We start from the raw sequence: 18,357 nt of genomic DNA on the forward strand, positions 1-18,357 counted from the left end.
CCGCGCCGCCGACGCCGCCGACCCCGCCCGCGCCGCCGACGCCGCCGACCCCGCCCGCGCCGCCGGTGTTCGACGAGCTCGCCCCACCGCCGAGGCCGCCGGCGCCGCCCGTGGGCTCGAACTGGTTGAAGTCTTGGGTACAGCCCACGTACGTGAGGCCCAGGGCCGAAAGAAGGGTTGCGGTCAAGATGGCGGAGCGCTTCACGGCATCACCTCGCTCGGGCGCGCAGGCCCGACTGGAAAGGATGCCCGAAGGTATCACGTCGTGGGCAATCGCAGGAGACCGGCGAGCGCTCACACGAGCGTGGGTGGCTCGTCGTCCTGCCCACGATCCACGAGGCTTCGCGCCTCCACGAGGCGCGGCTCGACCTTCGCCGCGCACGTCACGCGGCAAGCTCGGAGCGCCGCGAGGACCGCGCCTTTCGTGGCCGCGCCGAGGCCGCGCGCGCGCGAGAGCGTGAGGATCGCCTGGTCGATGTCGTGGAGCTCCCCGAGGTGCCGCTGCATGCGCGTCGCGTGCTTGGCGAGGTGTGTCGCCCTGGCGCCGAGCGGCGCGGTGAAGAGCTCGGCGGTGTACCGCAAGCGCTTGTAACGAATGCGGAGCTCGTGCATCGCCTCGGCGTCGCCGACGTCCCGCAGGGCCCACGTCGCCACGTCATGCGCGGCGTGATCGAGGACCTCGTGACCGAGATCGACGGCGGACACGAGCCGCGGCGTGTCGCCGTCGAGGCGCGCGGCGAGCGCGTGGAAGGTGCGCTCGAGAGGCCTGATGCGCTTGCCGTTCGGCAAGGTCGGGGCGCGACGGGGAGGGCCGTCCCGAAGGAGGCGCGTCACCTCGGCGTGCTCTTTCCGCACGGCGCGGGCGCGGCGGACGAGCCAGCCGCCCACTTCGGCGTGCGCCTCTTGCGGCAGGTCGAGCGCGGCGAGCGTCTCGCGCAGCACCTCCTCGTCGCGGAGCGCGCCCGTGGCCTGGGCGTGGTAGCGGATCTCGCCCTCGATCCGCGCGAGCCGCTTGCGCCGCCAGAGCTCGCGCGCGACGCGGAGGAGCGTCCGCATCCGCCGGAGCGCCACGCGGAAGTCGTGGAGCGCCTCCTCATCGGTGGGGCCGCCCGGCGTGTCGGCGAGCGCGGAGGCCGAGACGGCGAGCACCCGCTCCCGCGCCGCGCGCGCGTCCGTCATGAGCGCGTGGAGCGCCGCGGCGAGGAGCTCGTGGGCGAAGTTTTGCGTGTTCATATCCGAGACAGCGCCACCAGGACGATCGGCCTGCGCCCCGTCTTCGCCTCGATGACGCGTCGCGCGGCGAGGCGTACCAGCTCGGTCACGCCCTCGTCGCTCGTCCGCGTCCGCCCGTCCGTGTCCGCGACCGCGCGCGACACGGCGAGCGCCGCGGCGCGCATCACGTCGGAGGCGCCCTCCTCTTGATCGACGACGCCGCGCTGCACCGCGCGGGGTGGGGCAGCGACCGAGCCGCGTCGGTCGAGCACGAGCGACACCATCACGACGCCCGACCGTCCGAGCTGCGCGCGCTCGCGGATCACCTCGTCGGGCAGCTCGTCGCCTCCATAGGTCGCGACCTTGCCGACGGTCACGCGCGCCGCCTTCGCGAGCTTGTCGTCCTGCCCGCGCGGGAGCTCGACCACCTCGCCGTTCTCGGCGACGAGCACGTCGGAGACGCCGACCTCGCGGGCGAGCGCGGCGTGCCGCACGAGGTGGTGCAAGGTCCCGTGCACGGGCACGAACGAGCGCGGCCGGCAGAGCTCGATCATGCGCGTCTGCTCTTCGCGGTGCGCGTGGCCGCTCGCGTGCACGCCCCGGTCCGTGAGCCACGTCTTGAGGTCGATCCCCATGCGCAGGAAATCGCCCATCATCTCGAAGACCGGCCGGTCGTTGCCCGGGATGATGCGGCTCGACAGCACGACGACGTCGCCCGGGTCGAGCCGGAGGAGCGGGTGCGTGCCGGCGGCGAGGCGCACGAGCGCGCTCATGCGCTCGGCCTGCGTGCCGCTCGCGATGATGAGGACGCGGTCGCGCGGCATCGATCCGAGGTGCTCGGGCGGCACGAGCAGATCACTCGGGAACTTGAGCCGGCCGCAGATCTCGGCGGCGCGGACGTGGGCCTGCACGCTGCGACCGAGCAAGCAGATCCGCCGACGCGTGGCCACGGCGACCTTCGCCAGCATGGCGAGGCGCTGCACGTTCGAGGCGAACATCCCGATGATGACGCGGGTCTTGGCGCGCTTGACGATCTCCTCCAGCGTCTGGCCCACGGAGAGCTCGCTCGTCGAGCGGCCGGGCGAGTCCACGTTCGTGCTGTCGGAGAGAAGGAGCGAGACCCCCTCGTCGCCGAGCTCGGCGAGGCGCTCCTCGTCGGTCAGCTCGCCGTCGGGCGGCGTGGGGTCGAGCTTGAAGTCGCCCGTGTGCACCACGATGCCCGCGGACGTCCGGAACGCGAGGGCCACCGCGTCGACGATCGAGTGCGTGACGCGGATGGGCTCGAACGAGAATGATCCGGCCTCGTACGTCTTGCGCGGCGCGACGGGGATGAGCTCGACCTCGTCGTCGCCGTAGCCGTGCTCGGCGAGCCTGTGCTTGACGAGCTCGAGCGCGTGGGCCGGCCCGTAGACCGGGACGTCCTCGTCGAGGTGCGCGAGCAGATAGGGCAGCCCCCCGATGTGGTCCTCGTGTCCGTGGGTCAGCACGACGGCGCGCACGCGCTCCTTGTGTCCGACCACGTAGTCGAAGCGCGGGTGGTACGTGTCGATGCCGAGGTCGGTCGTCGGGAACGTGACGCCGCAGTCGACGAGCACGACGTCGTCGCCCTGCTCGAGCGCCATGCAGTTCATCCCGATCTCGCCGAGCCCGCCGAGGGGAACGATCCGCAAGGGCGAGCGCCCGTTCGAAGGGCCGCGTGGGGGAGGGGGGGACATGCCGCTCTGCGAATCGTTCAACGAGGACAACAGCGCTCCTTGTCGCGTTCGAGCGCCGTCATCGGCCCGCTCGTTCTCCGGAGCATAACGCGGCCTGGGCGGTATGGCGCCCTTCACGAGGAGGGAACGGCCCGATCTACCGCCCTCGCCTCCGAGGGTCTACGTTGCGCCCGCTGCTTCCCAGCATCCAAAGGCCCCCTTGCTCCGCTCCGTCCTCACGAACCTCTTCCTCCTCCTCGTGTTGCCCCTCCGGTGGCTGCGCCGCTCGTTCGCCATCCCGAAGGGCGGCTACGTGGTGCTCGACCTCGACGGCCCCGTCGTCGACAACCTGCCCTCGAGGCCACGCGGGCTCGCCCGAATCCTGCGCCGCGTGCGCCCGCCGCTCTCGGTGACGCGGGTGCGGGAGCTCTGCGAGCTCATCGCCGCAGACGTCCGGGCGGCGGGCCTCTTCGTCCGGCTCGACGGCTTCGCGGCCGGGCCGAGCGTGCTCGCCTCGCTGCGCAAGGTTTTCGCGAACCTGAGAGACGCGGGCAAGGAGGTCGTCTTCTACCTGCCCATGGGCGCGGACAACGACACGATGTACCTCGCGTCCGCGGGGCGCCGCGTCGTGGTCGGGCCGGAGACGCTCGTCGCGCCGATCGGCTACGCGGCCACGGGACGGTACTTGCGCCGGGCGCTCGCCGAGATCGGGGTCGAGCCCGAAGTTTTTGCGCGCGGCACGTACAAGTCCGCCGCCGAGCCGCTCGTGCGCGACGCGATGAGCGAGGCGCAACGCGAGCAGCTCGGCGAGGTGCTCGGCGCGCGGCACGACGCGCTCGTCGGGGCGCTCGCGGAGCGGTGCGGCGGAGACATGACGGTCGCGTCACGCTGGGTCGACGAGGCGCCCTACCGAGCGAGCCGCGCCGCCGAGCTCGGGCTCGTCGACGCCGTCGCCTACGAGGACGACGTCACGACGTTGCTCGGCAAGGAGCCGGGCCCGACGGCGCGCTGGGTGTCGGCGGGTCATTACTTCGCGGCGCGCCTTCCGCGCGGCTTCCGGCCGCTCCTGCCGCGGCCGGTCGTGGGCCTCGTCGAGGTGCACGGGCCCATCGTCTCGCGCGGCCGCTTCTCGCTCGGCAAGCTCGCCGTCGAGGACCGCGTCGTCCGGGCACTCCGCGCGGCGCGTAGCAGCCGACGCATCGCGGCCGTCGTCTTGCACATCGACTCGCCCGGCGGCAGCGCCGTCGCCTCGGACCGCATCCACCACGAGGTCGAGCTCCTCGCGAAGGAGAAGCCGGTCGTCGCGTACCTCTCGAACGTCGCGGCGAGCGGCGGCTACTACGTGGCGGCGGCGGCGCGCGTCATCGTCGCCGAGCCCCAGGTCATCACCGGCTCCATCGGCGTCGTGTCGGCGCACTTCGTCTTGCGTGGGCTCCTCGAGAAGCTCGGCGTCTCGACGGACGTGGTCAAGCGGGGGGCGCGCGCGGATCTCTTCTCGCCCGTCCGGCCGCTCGAGGCGTCCGAGCGCGCGGTGCTCGAGTCCGAGGTCGACGCCTTCTACCGGACCTTCGTGGGCGTGGTCGCGCGCGGGCGGGGCCGTCCCTTCGAGGACATCGAGAAGCTCGCGCAGGGCCGCATCTACAGCGGGACCGAGGCGCGGGCGCGGGGGCTCGTCGACGAGCTCGGCGGCCTCTCGGACGCGGTCGCTCGGGCGTCGACGCTCGCGGGGGTCGGGCCGCTCGAGCCTCGGCTCGTCACGCCGCCGCGGGGGGAGGGGCCGCCGCCGGCTGCGGCGCGCGTGGCTCGGGCGGCGCTCTCGGCGCTCGGGGCGCTTGGCCTCTCGCCCTGGGCCGAGCGCGCCTTGCTCGGGCTGAACCTCGGGCCGAGCGAGCGCGTGCTCGTCTACGAGCCGTGGGGTTCGGATGGACGAACCTGGCTGGACACCAGGTAACATTTTCCCAACGGATCCCGCAGGATCCGCGCTCTCCGTCCTTTTTCGTGGCGCGTGGTGGGAACGACGCTACGCACCGCGCGACGGCGGCGACGCCTGAACCGTCACGCCTCGCGTTGTCAATGCGTTGTTTCCTTACATTTGGCGAGTCCACACAATTCGACCGAATTGGAAATGGTGTGGGATGATAAACGGAATTTTCCTGCCAAGCGGGGACACCGGAGTTTGCCCGAGGCGCTCCATATCCCGGTCTTTGTTCAGAAAAACCAGGGTGGGGCGGGACAAATCCACAGGGGTGCAGTGGTTCATGTGGTTTGGTGTGCTGAACCCTCATCCTGATCTTGGGGGCTTGCCTGGACGCTAGGGGTTGGGGTACGACGGCGACCTAGACACTGCCGGTGGGGTTCACCGCCGGCAGCGGGTCGCCCGCCGTGGTGAGTCGAGCCCGGCGCGGCAAACGAATTCGAATTACTCCTGAACAAAAGCAGAGGCAGTGCCGCGGGCCTGCCAATGCAGCGTCGCCACTGTACGATTCTCGGAGCGGTTCGTACGGACAGGCGACGTTTTCCATCTTGGGAGACATGTAGATGGCGCAGCCGACGATCGGTGAGGAAGGCGGGAAGGTGGCGAAGTCGTCAGGGGAGGGCACGAAGCGCGCGGCCCGTACCTCGGACAAGCCGGGCAAGACCGCGGCAGCCGCGGCGGCCGGGGCCGCGGTCTCCGCGAAGGAGGCGAAGAAGGCGGCGCGGGCGCGTGGCCTCACCTTCGACCGAGTCTTCACGCACCGGGGGGCGAACCCGCTCGACGAGGTCACCTGGGAGCGCCGCTCGAGCGTCATCAACAACCCCGACGGCTCCGTGGTCTTCAAGATGGAGGGGGCCGAGGTGCCGGCGGGCTGGTCGCAGCTCGCGACGGACATCGTCGTCTCCAAGTACTTCCGCAAGGCCGGGCTCCACGGGAAGAAGGAGCTCGGCGAGACCAGCGTGCGCCAGGTGGTCGAGCGGCTGGCCAAGACGATCCGCGAGGCGGGCGAGAACTTCGGCGGCTACTTCGCCAGCACCAAGGAAGCCGAGACCTTCGAGGCGGAGCTCACCTTCCTCCTCGTGAACCAGTACGGCGCTTTCAACTCGCCCGTCTGGTTCAACTGCGGCCTCTACCACCGCTACGGCATCGTCGGGGCCGGCGGCAACTACGCCTGGACCGAGCAAAAGCAGCCCTTCGACCACGAGGACGGGGACGGGTCGATCGTCGAGCTTTCCAACGCGTACGAGCGTCCGCAGTGCTCGGCTTGCTTCATCCAGTCGATCAACGACGACCTGATGAGCATCTACGACCTCGTGAAGAGCGAGGCGCGGCTCTTCAAGTACGGGTCGGGCACGGGCACGAACTTCAGCACCATCCGGGGCAAGCAGGAGAAGCTCTCGGGCGGCGGGACGAGCTCGGGGCTCATGAGCTTCCTCGAGGTCTTCGACCGCGCGGCCGGCGCGACGAAGAGCGGCGGCACGACGCGCCGCGCCGCGAAGATGGTCTGCCTCGACATGGACCACCCGGAGATCGTCGACTTCATCCAGTGGAAGGTCCGCGAGGAGCGCAAGGCGCAGATGCTCATCGGCGCCGGCATGGCCGCGGACTTCAACGGCGAGGCCTACCACACGGTCAGCGGCCAGAACTCGAACAACTCGGTCCGCGTCACCGACGAGTTCATGCGGGCCGTCTCCACCGGCGGGACCTGGGAGACGCGGGCGCGGACGACGAACGAGGTCGTCGAGACGCACAACGCGAAGGACCTCTGGCGCATGGTCGCCGACGCGGCGTGGGCCTGCGCCGACCCCGGCGTGCAGTACGACTCGACGATCAACCGCTGGCACACCTGCCCGAACTCGGGCCGGATCAACGCCTCGAACCCGTGCTCCGAGTACATGTTCCTCGATGACACGGCCTGTAACCTCGCGAGCCTGAACCTCACGAAGTTCCTCCGCGCCGACGGCTCCTTCGACATCGAGGGCTTCCGCCACGCGACGCGCGTCTTCTTCGTGGCGCAGGAGATCCTCGTGGACTTCTCGTCCTACCCGACGAAGCCCATCGCGCGGCACTCGCACGACTACCGTCCGCTCGGGCTCGGGTACGCGAACCTCGGCACGTTGCTCATGCTCCTCGGCATCCCGTACGACTCGGACCAGGGTCGCGCGGTGGCCGGCGCCATCACGGCGATCATGTGCGGCCATGCGTACAAGGTCTCGGCCGAGATGGCCGGTTCACGCGGGCCGTTCCCGGGCTACGCGAAGAACCGCGAGCCGATGCTCCGAGTGATGGGCCTGCACCGCGACGCGGCGTACGCCATCGATCGGGAGAAGTGCCCGGAGCCGCTCTGGCGCGCGGCGTGCGCGGACTGGGACGAGGCCGTGCGGATCGGCACGCTGAACGGCTACCGCAACGCGCAGGCGACGGTGCTCGCTCCGACGGGGACGATCGGCCTGCTCATGGACTGTGACACGACGGGCATCGAGCCCGACTTCGCGCTCGTGAAGTTCAAGAAGCTCGCGGGCGGCGGCTACTTCAAGATCGTGAACCAGTCCGTGCCGGAGGCGCTGCGCCGGCTCGGCTACAGCGAGCACGAGGTGCAGGAAATCGTCGCGTACGTCTCGGGCACGAACACCCTGCTCGCCGCGCCGAACGTGAACCGGGCGTCGCTCAAGCAGCGCGGCTTCACGAACGACGACCTCGCGAAGATCGAGGCGGCCATCCCGGGCGTCTTCGACCTCGGCCTCGCCTTCAGCCCGTGGGTGCTCGGCGAAGAGACGTACACGCGGCTCGGCATCACGCCCGAGCAGCGCCAGACGCCGGGTTTCTCGCTCCTGCGTGCGCTCGGGTTCTCGCCTTCGGAGATCGCCGAGGCGAACGAGGTGATCGTCGGTCGCATGACGGTCGAGGGCGCGCCGCACCTGCGCGAAGACCACTACGCGGTGTTCGATTGCGCGAACCGCTGCGGGAAGATTGGCAAGCGGTTCCTCGCGCCGATGTCGCACGTGCGCATGATGGCGGCGGCGCAGCCGTTCCTCTCGGGCGCCATCTCGAAGACGGTGAACCTGCCGAACGAGGCGACCGTCGAGGAGGTGCAGAAGATCTACGAGGAGGGTTGGCGCCTCGGCCTGAAGGCGGTCGCGCTCTACCGCGACGGCTGCAAGGCGTCGCAGCCGCTCTCCGCGTCGGGTGATTCGAAGGAGGAGAAGGCCGAGAAGGCCGAGAAGACCGAGGCGAAGGCCGAGGTCGTGACGGCGACGCAGGCGCCCGCGGTGCCTGCGCTCCGGCCGACCGGCGCGCGGGTGCGCCTGCCGAAGAAGCGCACGGGCTTCACGCAGGAGGCGACCGTCGGCGGGCACAAGATCTTCGTCCGCACCGGCGAGTACGTCGACGGCACGCTCGGCGAGATCTTCATCGACATGCACAAGGAGGGCGCGGCCTTCCGTTCGCTCATGAACTGCTTTGCCATGAGCGTGTCGGTCGGCCTGCAGTACGGCGTGCCGCTCGAGACCTTCGTCGATCAGTTCACGTTCACGCGCTTCGAGCCGCAGGGTGTGGTCGAGGGGCATGACTACGTGAAGCTGTCGACGTCGATCGTCGACTACATCTTCCGCGTGCTCGGCATCGAGTACCTGCACCGGTACGACCTTGCGCACGTGCAGCCGCAGCCGGCGGCGACGATCCAGGATCCGACGGAGACGCGGGCGCAGGAGAGCTCGTCGGCCACGCCGGCGCTGCCCGCCGCGCCGGCTCGCGTCGAGGCGCAGGAGCGCGTCACGAGCGCCCTCGATGCGCAGCTCGAGGACATGATGGGCGACGCCCCGGTTTGCGACGGTTGTGGCCACATCACGGTCCGCAACGGCGCTTGCTACAAGTGCCTGAACTGCGGCAACAGCATGGGCTGCAGCTAAAATCCCTCCGAATGCATGACCGCACCGCGGTCGATGCACCTTCGGTCCAGGCCGTGCCTGGTCCGGGTCCAGGGGCGGACAGCCCCTGGTCGGGCCCGGGGTGAAACCCCGGCTCCACGCCACCTCCTCGAAAGTAGCCGCCGCCCCGAAACACGGCTAAACGGCGTCCATGCTCACTTCCGCTCGCGTGTGCTCTGCCCTGCTCACGTTTGCCCTCGGCGCGCTGCTCTTCACCGGCTGCAAGAAGGAGGAAGAGGCGCCCCAGGCCGTCCCGATTCCCTCGGCTGCTCCTGCGCCGGTCAAGGCCACGGAGGACACGCCGCAGGCTGCGCAAGGCTCGGCGGCGGGCAGCGCTGCGCCCACCGAGGCTGCGCCTGCGCCGTCGGCTGCGCCCACGCCCACCGAGGCGCCGAAGGCCGTGGCTGCGCCTTCGATCGATGGGTGTTGCTCGGCGCTTCAGTCCCTGGCGAAGGACACGAAGGCGAACTCGACGGTCCGTTCGAAGGCTGCCTCGGCTGCCGCGATGTGCGCCAGCACGTCGAAGCTCGTCAAGGAGGGCAAGGCCCCGCGTTCGACGGCGCTCACGCAGATTCGCGCCACCATGGCTGGGAGCGCGCCTTCCGCCTGCAATTAGTTCGAGATCGAACGATCAGCCGAAATGGTCGTAGCCGCGCTCCTCGACGGGGACGCGCGTGCCGTTTTCCCGTTCGAGGGCGACGCCGGTCTTGTTGCCCTCGGCCGGGAACACCTTCCCGATGCGCGTGAAACCCGGGGGGAACGCCTCCTCCGGCACGGTCACCACCACCGCGTAGTCCTCGCCGCCGTGGAGCGCGAGCGCGAGCGGATCCACCCCGACGAGCGCTGCCGCTCGCTCGAGTTCGGCCGTCACGAGCGCTGCCGGGTCGAGCACCACGAGCACGCGGCTCGCCCGCGCCACGTGCCCCACGTCCCGGGCGAGCCCGTCCGACACGTCGATCGCCGCGCTTGCCACGTCCCGCGCCGCGAACCCTGCCGCGATGCGCGCCACCGGCCTCCGGTAGGCGCGCACGGCCGGCGCTGCGTCCGCTTCCTCCGCGCGACCTCGCTCGATCAGCACGAGCCCTGCCGCCGAGAGCCCGAGTGGCCCGGCGATCGCCACGACCTCCCCGGGCTTCGCGCCCGACCGACCGAGCGGGCGCGGCGTCTCACCGAGCACGGTCGTCGTGATCGAGATCTCCCGCCCCCGCGCGAGGTTTCCGCCGATGATTTGGGTACCAACTTCCTTCGCCGCCTCGTGTTGTCCTTCCGCGATGGCGCGGAGGTCCTCGTCGGTGACGTCGTCCGGCAGCACGAGGCCCGCGAGGATGCCGAGCGGCGAGGCGCCCATCGCCGCCAGGTCGCTCGATGCGGCCATCGTCGCGCGGTAGCCGAGGTCCGCCATCGAGACGAGGTCGCGCCGGAAGTGGATGCCTTCGACCTGCGCGTCGATCGTCCAGACGAGGGGCTCCTTGCCCGGCGCGATCACGGCCGCGTCGTCGCCGATGCCCACGAGCGTCCGGCCCGAGCCGTCCGCGCCGAACACGCGCGCGAGCATGTCGATCCGCGCCCGCTCCGAGCTCCGAGCTGTCATGCCCCGACTCTACGCGAACCGCACCGAGATCGCCGCCTTCGAAGGCGGCGCCGACGGACGCGACGCGGGCAAACGCACGACGAAGACGGCGCCTGTTGGCTCGTGGCCCTCGATGTGCACGGTGCCGTGGTGCGCCTCGACGAGCCGCTTCACGATCGAGAGGCCGAGCCCCGTGCCGCCGTGCTCGCGCGTCGACGACTGATCCACCTGGTAAAACGGATCGAAGACCTTGTCGCGCTCGGCCTCCGGGATGCCGATGCCCGTGTCCGTCACGCGCACCTCGACCATCTGCCGGAGCGGCGCGAGCAGCACCATTCCGGGCTCGTCGCCGCCGTCCGCCTCGGTCGCCATCTGCCGCGCGACCATCTGCACCGTGCCGCCCGGCGGCGTGAACTTGATGGCGTTCTCGCCGAGGTTCACGAACACCTGCCTGAGCCGCTCCGGATCGCCGAGCACGAGCGGCAGATCCCCCGGCGCGTCCACGGTGAGCGTCACGCCCTTCTTCGTGGCCACGGGCGCGACCGTCGAGGCTGCTTCCGCGAGCACCGCGCCGATCGCCACGTCGCTCCTTCGCATCATCACGGTGCCGCTCTCGAGCTTCGAGAGGTCGAGCAGGCTCATGATGAGCTTGAGGAGCTGGTCACTCTTCGAATGGATGATCTGCACGAAGTCGAGCTGCGGCCCCGTGAGCTCGCCCGCGATGCCACCCACGAGCATCTCGCTGTAGCCGAGGATCGAGGTGAGCGGCGTCCGGAGCTCGTGCGAGATCGTCGCGAGGAAGTTCGACTTCAGCTTGTCGAGCTCCTGCTGCCGCTCGTAGGCCTGCTCGAGCGCAGCGTTCTTCTCGGAGAGCTCGCGATAGCTCTCGCGGATCGACGCGATGTGCATCTTCGAGGTGAGCAGCGCCTTGTGCCCGCTCCAGAGGATCACGTCGAGCACGGCGACGAGGTGCTTCGAGACGAGCTCGGCCGTCGCCTCGGTCGCGCGCGCCATGTGCGGCAAGAGCTCCGCCGCGCGCGCCGGATCGACGCCTTCGATCGCGAGGAGCGTGTCGGGGACGCTCTCGACCGAAGGCGGAAGGTAGGGGCCGAGGATCGCGCGGCCGATGGTGCCGCCCTCGTACTCGATCGGGACGACGCGATAACGCGCGCCGGTGAAGCAGCCGTGCGTCGTGCCCTCGCTCGACGTGACGCGGAGCCGTTTGACCTCGGAGACGATGGCGCCGCACGCGCGGCGGCCCGCGGGCTCCTCGTTGATCATCGCGCAGAGCGGAGCCTCGCGCGACGAGCTCGCCAGGCTCACGCCCGAGTTCGAGACGATACGCACGGGCATGCCGAAGACTTGCTCGATCGATCCGACCATCCCGCGCATCGCCTCGCGGTCGACGAGGTCCTCGAGCCTGAGAGGTCCGAGTCCGAGGCCGAGCGCGTCGACGTCGGTCGAGCGCTCGTCGCTCAAGGAGCGCCTCCGGGCGCAGCGCCGGCCGCCCGGCCGCCCATCCGCGCGGCGATGAGCTCGCGGAACGGCGTGGTCACGCCGAGCTGCTGCGCCGCGGTCGACACGAGGTCGTCTCCGTCGATCGAGAGCTTGCGCGAGAGCTGATGGGCCTGATCGAGCGACCGCCACGTGAGCCAGAGCAGGCAGACGAACGTCTCGACCACGCCGATCCCGCGCGTCGCGACCGCGCGGAAGACCGGCTCCTTGCCACGCGCCGCGAGGCGCGCGAGCTCCTCATCGCTGCGGATGTCCGGCAGATCCCGTTTGTTGAACTGGATCACGAGCGGCATCTTCGAGATCTCGATCCCGTTGTCGCGGAGGTTCTGGCGGAGATCGAGGAACGCGTCGGCGTTGCGTTGCGTCTCGGAGACGCGCGAGTCGGCGATGAGCGCGACGCCGTCGGCGCCTTGCAAGACGAGCCTGCGCGTCGCGGCGTGGATCGGCTGGCCGGGGACGGTGAAGAGCTTGATGCGGAGCGAGACGTCGCCGTCTTTCGAGCGGAACGTGAGCGGCAGGAGATCGAAGAAGAGCGTGCGGTCGTCTTGCGTCTCGAGCGTCATGAGCCGCCCGCGCGCGTCGGCGCCGGCGCGGCCGTGCAGAGCGACCAGGTTCGTGGTCTTTCCGCTCAGCGCAGGACCGTAATAGACGAGCTTGATCGAGATCTCGCGTGATGCGAAATCGAGCTGCACCGTTTCACTATCGCATGGGCCGAGGGCGCACGTCCCCCGGGATCGTCACTTCGCGGCTGCGTCCGTGGTCCAGAGCGAGCGGCGCATGGATTCGAGCCGTTCGACCACGCCCGTGAGCTCCTTCGCTTCCGCGTCGCAAGCCTGCGTCGCGGCCTCGACGCCCGGCGCCTTGCCCGCTCGCTCGGTGCGCGCGGCTTCCAGCACCTCGATGACCTCGCGGTGAAGCTCCTCGCCCGCGGTCACGACCCACTGGTCGAGCCGCTGCGCGAACTCCTGGATCATCTCGTCGAGCTTCGGCCCGACGCGCGCGGCGGCCTCGCGCAGCGCGTTCGGCGCGAGCTCCTTGGCGCGCTTCTTCGTCTCGACGTCGATCTTGCCCTTCACGTACATGGCGAGCACGGGCGAGGCTGCGATGAGCAGGCCGCCGAGCAGAACGTTCGTGAACAGAACGCCGATGCCCACGGTCATGAGCGCGAAGATGCCCACGTCGTAGCCGAGCCTGTCGACCTCCACGCTGGGCGCCCGGACATCCGAGCCGAGCGCTTGCCCGACGCGCTTGGCCACGTCGTGCGCGTCTTCGCGGACGAGCGCGATCGTCTTCTCGGCGAGCGCCTCGAGCGCGGTCGCGATCTCCTTCGTCTCGGCCTGCGCCCAGTCCGCGAACGTCTTCTCCAGGAAGGGGCCGAGCCACGTCTTCAGCTCGTCCGGGTCGGCGTTGTCCACGATGTCGGGGATCTGCCGCGTCACGTCGTCGACGAAGTGAGCGAGATCCCGCTGCACCCAGGCGCGGATCGCGGCGACCTCCTCGCGGATGCCCCCGCGGCGCTCCTCGATCGTGCGCGACTGGCCCGCGAGGTCCTTCTCCAGGAGGTCGATGCGGCGCGCGAGCTCCTCGCTCGACATCTGCGCGGCGCGCCTGCGCGCGTCGATGCCCTTCACCAGCATCCGCGCGGCTTCGAGGCCCTCGCCGAGCGCGTTGTCGAGCAGGATGCGGCCTCGCTCCTCGGCGAGGAACTTCGTCAGGTGCGAGAGCAGCTCCGGCATGCCGCTCTCCTCGGGGTGACCTTCGGCCGCGCGCTTCGCGCTCACGGGGAAGACCACGGGCGTGCGGATGAGCTTCGCGAGCTCGGTGCGGATGTACGCGAGCGCTTCTTCCTCTTCGTCGTCGCTCCAGATGTCCTTCTTGGTGACGACGAAGATGATCTTGTCGCGCGACTGGCCGAGCAGCTTCTCGTTGAGGAAGACGCGCTCGCTCTCCTTGAGCGGCTGGCCCGCGTCGATGAGGAAGAGCACGGCGTCGGAGCGCGGGATGTAGCTGTAGGTGATGTCCGCGCGCTGGAGCGAGAGGTCGTTCACGCCTGGCGTGTCGACGAGCACGATGCGCTCGCGGAGCAGCTCCGCGGGGTAGAAGACCTCGAGGTGCTTGACCTCGCTCGTCGCGCTCTCGGAGCCTTTTTCCTGGCCGACGGCGAACTTGCGCACCTCCTCGAACGGCATCTTCGTGCGCTCGCCCGAGGCTCGCACGAGCTCCGCGCGTGGCTCGGGCGCGTATTCGAGGTGATGAATGACGGCCGTCGTCGGGGTCACGCCGACGGGCAGGACCTCGGCGCCGAGCAGCGCGTTCACGAACGTCGTCTTGCCGTGGTTGAACTCGCCGACGACGACGAGGTGGAAGCGATCGGCGGAGAGTTTGTCGACGACGTCGCTGCCGAGGCGGCCCGCGAGCGATCGCGCGCCGACGCGGCCGGCGATCGAGAGCAGCTCGCGTAGCGCTGTGGTGACTTCGACCTGTCTCGTGCGGAATGTCTCGAGCATCGTGCGTGCGCTCCTATGCGCTCCTAACCGACCACCTTGATGATGTCGTGCACCTTCTCGTCGACCTCTTCCATCGAGAGGCCGGGGCCATTCTGGCCGATGTGCTTCTTGTAGAGCTCGCTCTCGGCGAACGTGCGCAGGGCCATCACGCGCTTCGGCAGGTAGGGGTGGCTCGCGAGCAGCTCGCGGTAGCGGCCCACGCCCTCCCGGCCCTCCTCGTACTGCGCGAGGAACGCCTCCATGTTGAGCTCGGCGTAGAGCTTGGTCGATCCGAGCGCGAGCTTGGCGAACGTCCGTTGCGCGGTGTCGAGGCTCTTGCAGCAAAGCAGGCCCGCGCGATCACACGTCACCTCGGCGCGGCGCGACCAGCTCGACAGGGCCACCACCGCGGGCTCGACCAGCGGGCCGAGCAGGCGCGAGGCCATGATCTTGAGGTAGTGCATTGCCGTCAGGTAGACGACGTGGCTGTTGTGGATGTGGCCGCACTCGTGGCCGATGACGTTGCGCAGCTCCTCGTCGGAGAAGTGATCGACGAGCGCGGAGTGGACCATGATGAACGAGTCGTCGTTCGTCCCGTACGTCGCCGCGTTCATCTGCGGGTTGTTGAGGATGTAGACGGTGGGCGTCGCGATGCCGAGCGTCTGCGCGCACTCGGCGGCGATCCCGTGCACGCGCGGGAACTGGTTCGTCCCGACCTTCACCGCGTGGCCGAGCAGGTCACTCTTGCCGACGGCCTTGAAGAACCGGACGGAGGCGGCGACGGTCAGCTCGACCGGCTTCATCTTGTCGAACGCGGCGCGCGTCGTCCGATCGGAGACGTAGGCATACGCGTGTCCGCCCCCGTCCACGCCGCCTGCGCGCTGTTCTTTGCGGTTCTCGATGAAGCCTTTGAAATCGAGCGTCCCGACCTGTGCCATGGTCCTCGAAGGTAACGGCGTGCCCCCCACGGCGCAACCGTCGGCCCAGGATCCACCACGAAAATCAAAACTCCTTCACGCGCCCTTCACACGCCGAGCATTTCGACGAGACCACGCGCGGAGAGCGCTTCGAGCGCCGCCGTGCGCGCCACGAAGCGCCGGTAATCCTTGAAGGCGACGACGCCGCGCGGACGCAACTCGTAGTCCGTGATGCGCGTGATCGTGAAGCGGAGCGACGCGAAGAGCGCCGCGTCGTGAAGCGCCGCTCGCTCGTCGTCGGCGAGGGCGCGGACCGCGGAATATCCGCCCGCGAGCGCCCGCGCGAGGCCCCGATCGAGGCCGTCTCCGAAGCACCACGCGAGCACCGTGACCATGAGGTCGAACGCGGCCGAGCCGCTCGACGAGCTCTCGAAATCGAGGAGCGCGGTGAGCGCGCCGTCCCTGAACAGGACGTTGTCCCGGAAGAGATCGGCATGGATCACCGGGAGTGTCGGGCCGAGGCTCACCCGCGAGAGACGGTCGAGCCGCCGTTCGAGCTCGGGCAGGATGTTCCGGATGTGCTCCGGGACGTCCGTCCGCTCGCGAAGCGCGGAGAGCCGCGCCGCGAGGTCCTCGGGGCCGAACCGCGTCACGAGCGGCTCGCCGAACGAAGCGCCCGCGAGGTGCACCCGCGCGAGCCCTTCCCCGACGGCGCGTGCGTGCGCCTCGGTCACGCCGCGCTGACAGACGACCTCGCCTTCGATCCACGGGAACACGACCGCGGGTTTGCCCGCGTGCTCGGCCACGAACGATCCGCCTCCCGAGGCGAGAGGGAGCGGCCTCGGCGTGGGCACGCCGCGCTCGGCGAGGTGCGCGAGCAGGCGCGCCTCCCGCTCGGCGGAGGCCGCATCCGCGCCCTCGTAGATCCGCAAAAAGACCCGGCTTTTGCCTTCGATCGTGAGCTCGTAGCTCGTGTTCACGCTGCCCGCGTCGAGCCCGCGCGCCCCCGTGATCACGAGGCCGAAGCGCGCGCCGAGCGCCCGCGCCTCCTCGATCGAGAGTGCCGTGAAGATGCCCATGTCCGGCTGCACGGTACCAAGGCGCCGCCTCTCGCGCCCCGTGGATCCGTGCGTTATGAAAGGGAGGCACGAAGCCATGCTTGGGGGAGGCGCTCCGGCGAGCGGAGCTTGGCCCTCAAACCACCGTCCGAATGCAACAGATCTACGGAAACACCACGGGGCTGAGCCCCCACGCGGTTCGACTTCTGGAGCGTATCTACCGGCGCAAGGTGCCCCTCGATCACGTGGCCACGCCGGAGCTCGTCAAATCCCTCGCCGAGGCCTCGCACGTGACGGGCCGCCAGGTCGGCGCGCTCGTGCATCGATCGGGCGAGATCGACTACGTGATCGTCGGTGACGCGACGAAGCTCATGCTGCCCGACATCGGCCGCCTGCGCGCCGCCGAGGGCCGCTTCCGCGCGCTCCGCCTCGTCCACACGCACCTCTACAACGAGCAGCTCACGCGCGACGACATCGTCGACCTCGTGCGCCTGCGCCTCGACCTCGTGGCCGCGATCCAGCTCTCGCCCGAGGGCGAGCCGAAGACGATGGATCTCGCGTACAACACGCCGCCGTCGCCGGTGGCCGAGGGCGAAGATCCGCGAAATGGTTTGCCCTACCGGCGCGTGGAGCCGATGCCGATCGGCCGCATCGACATCCATTTCGGCGAGCTCATCACCGCGCTCGAAGACGAGTTCGCCCGAAGGTCGCGCATCTTCACGCATGCGAAGGACGGGCGGGCGATCCTCGTGCACGTCGCGGAGAAGTCGAAGCAAGGCGCGTACGCGGAGGCGGAGGACAGCCTGCGCGAGCTCGCCGAGCTCTCGCGCACCGCGGGCGTCGAGGTCGTCGACACCGTCATTCAGCTCCGCGACAAGATCGACCCGCGCCTCATCGTGGGGAAGGGCAAGCTCGACGACATCGTGCTGCGAGCGGCCGAGCTCGACGCGGCGACGCTGGTCTTCGATCGCAACCTCACGCCCTCGCAGGCCTCGGCGATCTCCAAGCACGCCGACCTCAAGGTGATCGATCGGACCCAGCTCATCCTCGACATCTTCGCGCAGCGCGCCGAGTCCGCGGACGGCAAGCTCCAGGTCGAGCTCGCGCAGCTCAAGTACGCCCTGCCGCGCCTCGCGATGAAAGACGACTCGCTCTCGCGCCTCACCGGCGGCATCGGCGGACGCGGCCCCGGCGAGACGAAGCTCGAGATCGGGCGCCGTCGCGCCAAGGAGCGCGTCTCGTTTCTCGAGGCGCAGCTCAAGAAGCTCTCGCGTCAACGCGAGCAGCGGCGCCGCAAGCGCGCGCGCAAGGACGTGCCGATCGTGAGCATCGTCGGCTACACGAACGCGGGCAAGAGCACGCTCCTCAACACGCTCACGGGCTCGGACACGATCGCGGAGAACAAGCTCTTCGCCACGCTCGACACGCGCTCGCGTCGGATCCGTTTTCCCGAGGAGCGCGAGGTGATCATCACGGACACCGTGGGCTTCATCCGCGAGCTGCCGAAGGACCTGTTCGCCGCGTTCCGCGCCACGTTCGAGGAGGCCGCCGACGCGGACCTCATCCTGCACGTGGTCGACGCGAGCGACCCGGCCCACGACCAGCACATCGCGACGACCGAGGAGCTGCTCGGCGAGCTCGGGCTCTCGTCGATCCCGCGGATCCTGGTCTTCAACAAGATCGACCTCGTCGACAAGGCCGAGGCGCGAAGGCTGCTCTTCGGCAACAAGAACGCCGTGCTCGTGTCCGCGACGAACCGCGAGACGACACGCGCGCTGCTCGCGACGATCGCCGATCGACTGAAGGATCGCTGGGAGCAGGCGAGGACAGTGCCGGCCTACGACGTGGACGAGGACGAAGCGTCGGAGCAGGCGAGCGAGGGCGACGCCGCGGACGCGCCGGCCGAGCCGGAGTCGCTCACGACGCTCGCCGAGCTCACGGCGGGCAAGCGCTATCGGCGGACGACGCTGCGGGTTTGAAAAGAAAAACGCGCCGGGATCCGCT

13 protein-coding genes are annotated in these 18,357 nt (G+C 69.8%); 4 read left to right on the plus strand and 9 right to left on the minus strand.

The features are described 5' to 3' along the window. From QHF83_RS46560 to QHF83_RS46570, 3 genes are all read right to left on the minus strand, one after another. A partial coding sequence (locus tag QHF83_RS46560; protein WP_282424597.1) for a hypothetical protein occupies nucleotides 1-205 on the minus strand: 205 nt, incomplete at its 3' end. Nucleotides 206-294: 89 nt separating this feature from the next. Beyond that, entirely contained in the window at nucleotides 295-1,233 is a 939-nt protein-coding gene (locus QHF83_RS46565; protein WP_282424598.1) for a CHAD domain-containing protein, read from the minus strand. Beyond that, entirely contained in the window at nucleotides 1,230-2,927 is a 1,698-nt protein-coding gene (locus QHF83_RS46570) for a ribonuclease J (RefSeq protein WP_282424599.1), read from the minus strand. Before QHF83_RS46570 ends, QHF83_RS46565 begins: the two co-directional genes overlap by 4 nt. 199 nt (nucleotides 2,928-3,126) lie before the next feature. On the opposite strand from QHF83_RS46570, the gene sppA reads away from it, so the two are divergent. The 3 genes from sppA to QHF83_RS46585 all read left to right on the plus strand — a co-directional run bounded on the left by sppA (nucleotide 3,127) and on the right by QHF83_RS46585 (nucleotide 9,423). Continuing rightward, nucleotides 3,127-4,857: a signal peptide peptidase SppA gene (sppA, locus tag QHF83_RS46575; RefSeq protein ID WP_282424600.1), complete on the plus strand. Its 1,731-nt coding sequence runs from the start codon at nucleotides 3,127-3,129 to the stop codon at nucleotides 4,855-4,857. Nucleotides 4,858-5,444: 587 nt separating this feature from the next. Then, nucleotides 5,445-8,789, plus strand: coding sequence for a vitamin B12-dependent ribonucleotide reductase (locus tag QHF83_RS46580; protein ID WP_282424601.1), 3,345 nt, complete (start codon nucleotides 5,445-5,447; stop codon nucleotides 8,787-8,789). A 169-nt stretch (nucleotides 8,790-8,958) separates the two neighbouring features. Further along, complete coding sequence (locus tag QHF83_RS46585) at nucleotides 8,959-9,423, plus strand: hypothetical protein (RefSeq protein ID WP_282424602.1); 465 nt, start codon at nucleotides 8,959-8,961, stop codon at nucleotides 9,421-9,423. A 15-nt stretch (nucleotides 9,424-9,438) separates the two neighbouring features. Here the strand turns inward: QHF83_RS46585 and thiL are convergent, their stop codons facing one another. The 6 genes from thiL to QHF83_RS46615 all read right to left on the minus strand — a co-directional run bounded on the left by thiL (nucleotide 9,439) and on the right by QHF83_RS46615 (nucleotide 16,374). Next, nucleotides 9,439-10,398: a thiamine-phosphate kinase gene (gene thiL, locus QHF83_RS46590; protein ID WP_282424603.1), complete on the minus strand. Its 960-nt coding sequence runs from the start codon at nucleotides 10,396-10,398 to the stop codon at nucleotides 9,439-9,441. 9 nt (nucleotides 10,399-10,407) lie between these two features. After that, a complete protein-coding gene (locus QHF83_RS46595; RefSeq protein WP_282424604.1) occupies nucleotides 10,408-11,856 on the minus strand; it encodes an ATP-binding protein in 1,449 nt (482 codons plus the stop codon). Beyond that, nucleotides 11,853-12,584 (minus strand): gliding motility protein, encoded by a 732-nt coding sequence (locus QHF83_RS46600; RefSeq protein WP_282424605.1) that lies wholly within the window; start codon nucleotides 12,582-12,584, stop codon nucleotides 11,853-11,855. Before QHF83_RS46600 ends, QHF83_RS46595 begins: the two co-directional genes overlap by 4 nt. 45 nt (nucleotides 12,585-12,629) lie before the next feature. Then, on the minus strand, nucleotides 12,630-14,399 hold the full coding sequence (locus QHF83_RS46605; protein ID WP_282424606.1) for a dynamin family protein: 1,770 nt from the start codon (nucleotides 14,397-14,399) through the stop codon (nucleotides 12,630-12,632). A 23-nt stretch (nucleotides 14,400-14,422) separates the two neighbouring features. Beyond that, nucleotides 14,423-15,316: a M48 family metallopeptidase gene (locus QHF83_RS46610; protein WP_282424607.1), complete on the minus strand. Its 894-nt coding sequence runs from the start codon at nucleotides 15,314-15,316 to the stop codon at nucleotides 14,423-14,425. Between the two features lie 86 nt (nucleotides 15,317-15,402). Further along, nucleotides 15,403-16,374, minus strand: a complete 972-nt coding sequence (locus QHF83_RS46615; protein WP_282424608.1) for a homoserine kinase — start codon at nucleotides 16,372-16,374, stop codon at nucleotides 15,403-15,405. A 131-nt stretch (nucleotides 16,375-16,505) separates the two neighbouring features. Between QHF83_RS46615 and hflX the strand changes: the two genes are divergently transcribed. Continuing rightward, complete coding sequence (gene hflX, locus QHF83_RS46620) at nucleotides 16,506-18,332, plus strand: GTPase HflX (RefSeq protein WP_282424609.1); 1,827 nt, start codon at nucleotides 16,506-16,508, stop codon at nucleotides 18,330-18,332. Nucleotides 18,333-18,357: the final 25 nt, after the last annotated feature.

This window comes from Polyangium sp. 15x6, from assembly GCF_029960785.1.
GTDB lineage: Bacteria > Myxococcota_A > Polyangia > Polyangiales > Polyangiaceae > Polyangium.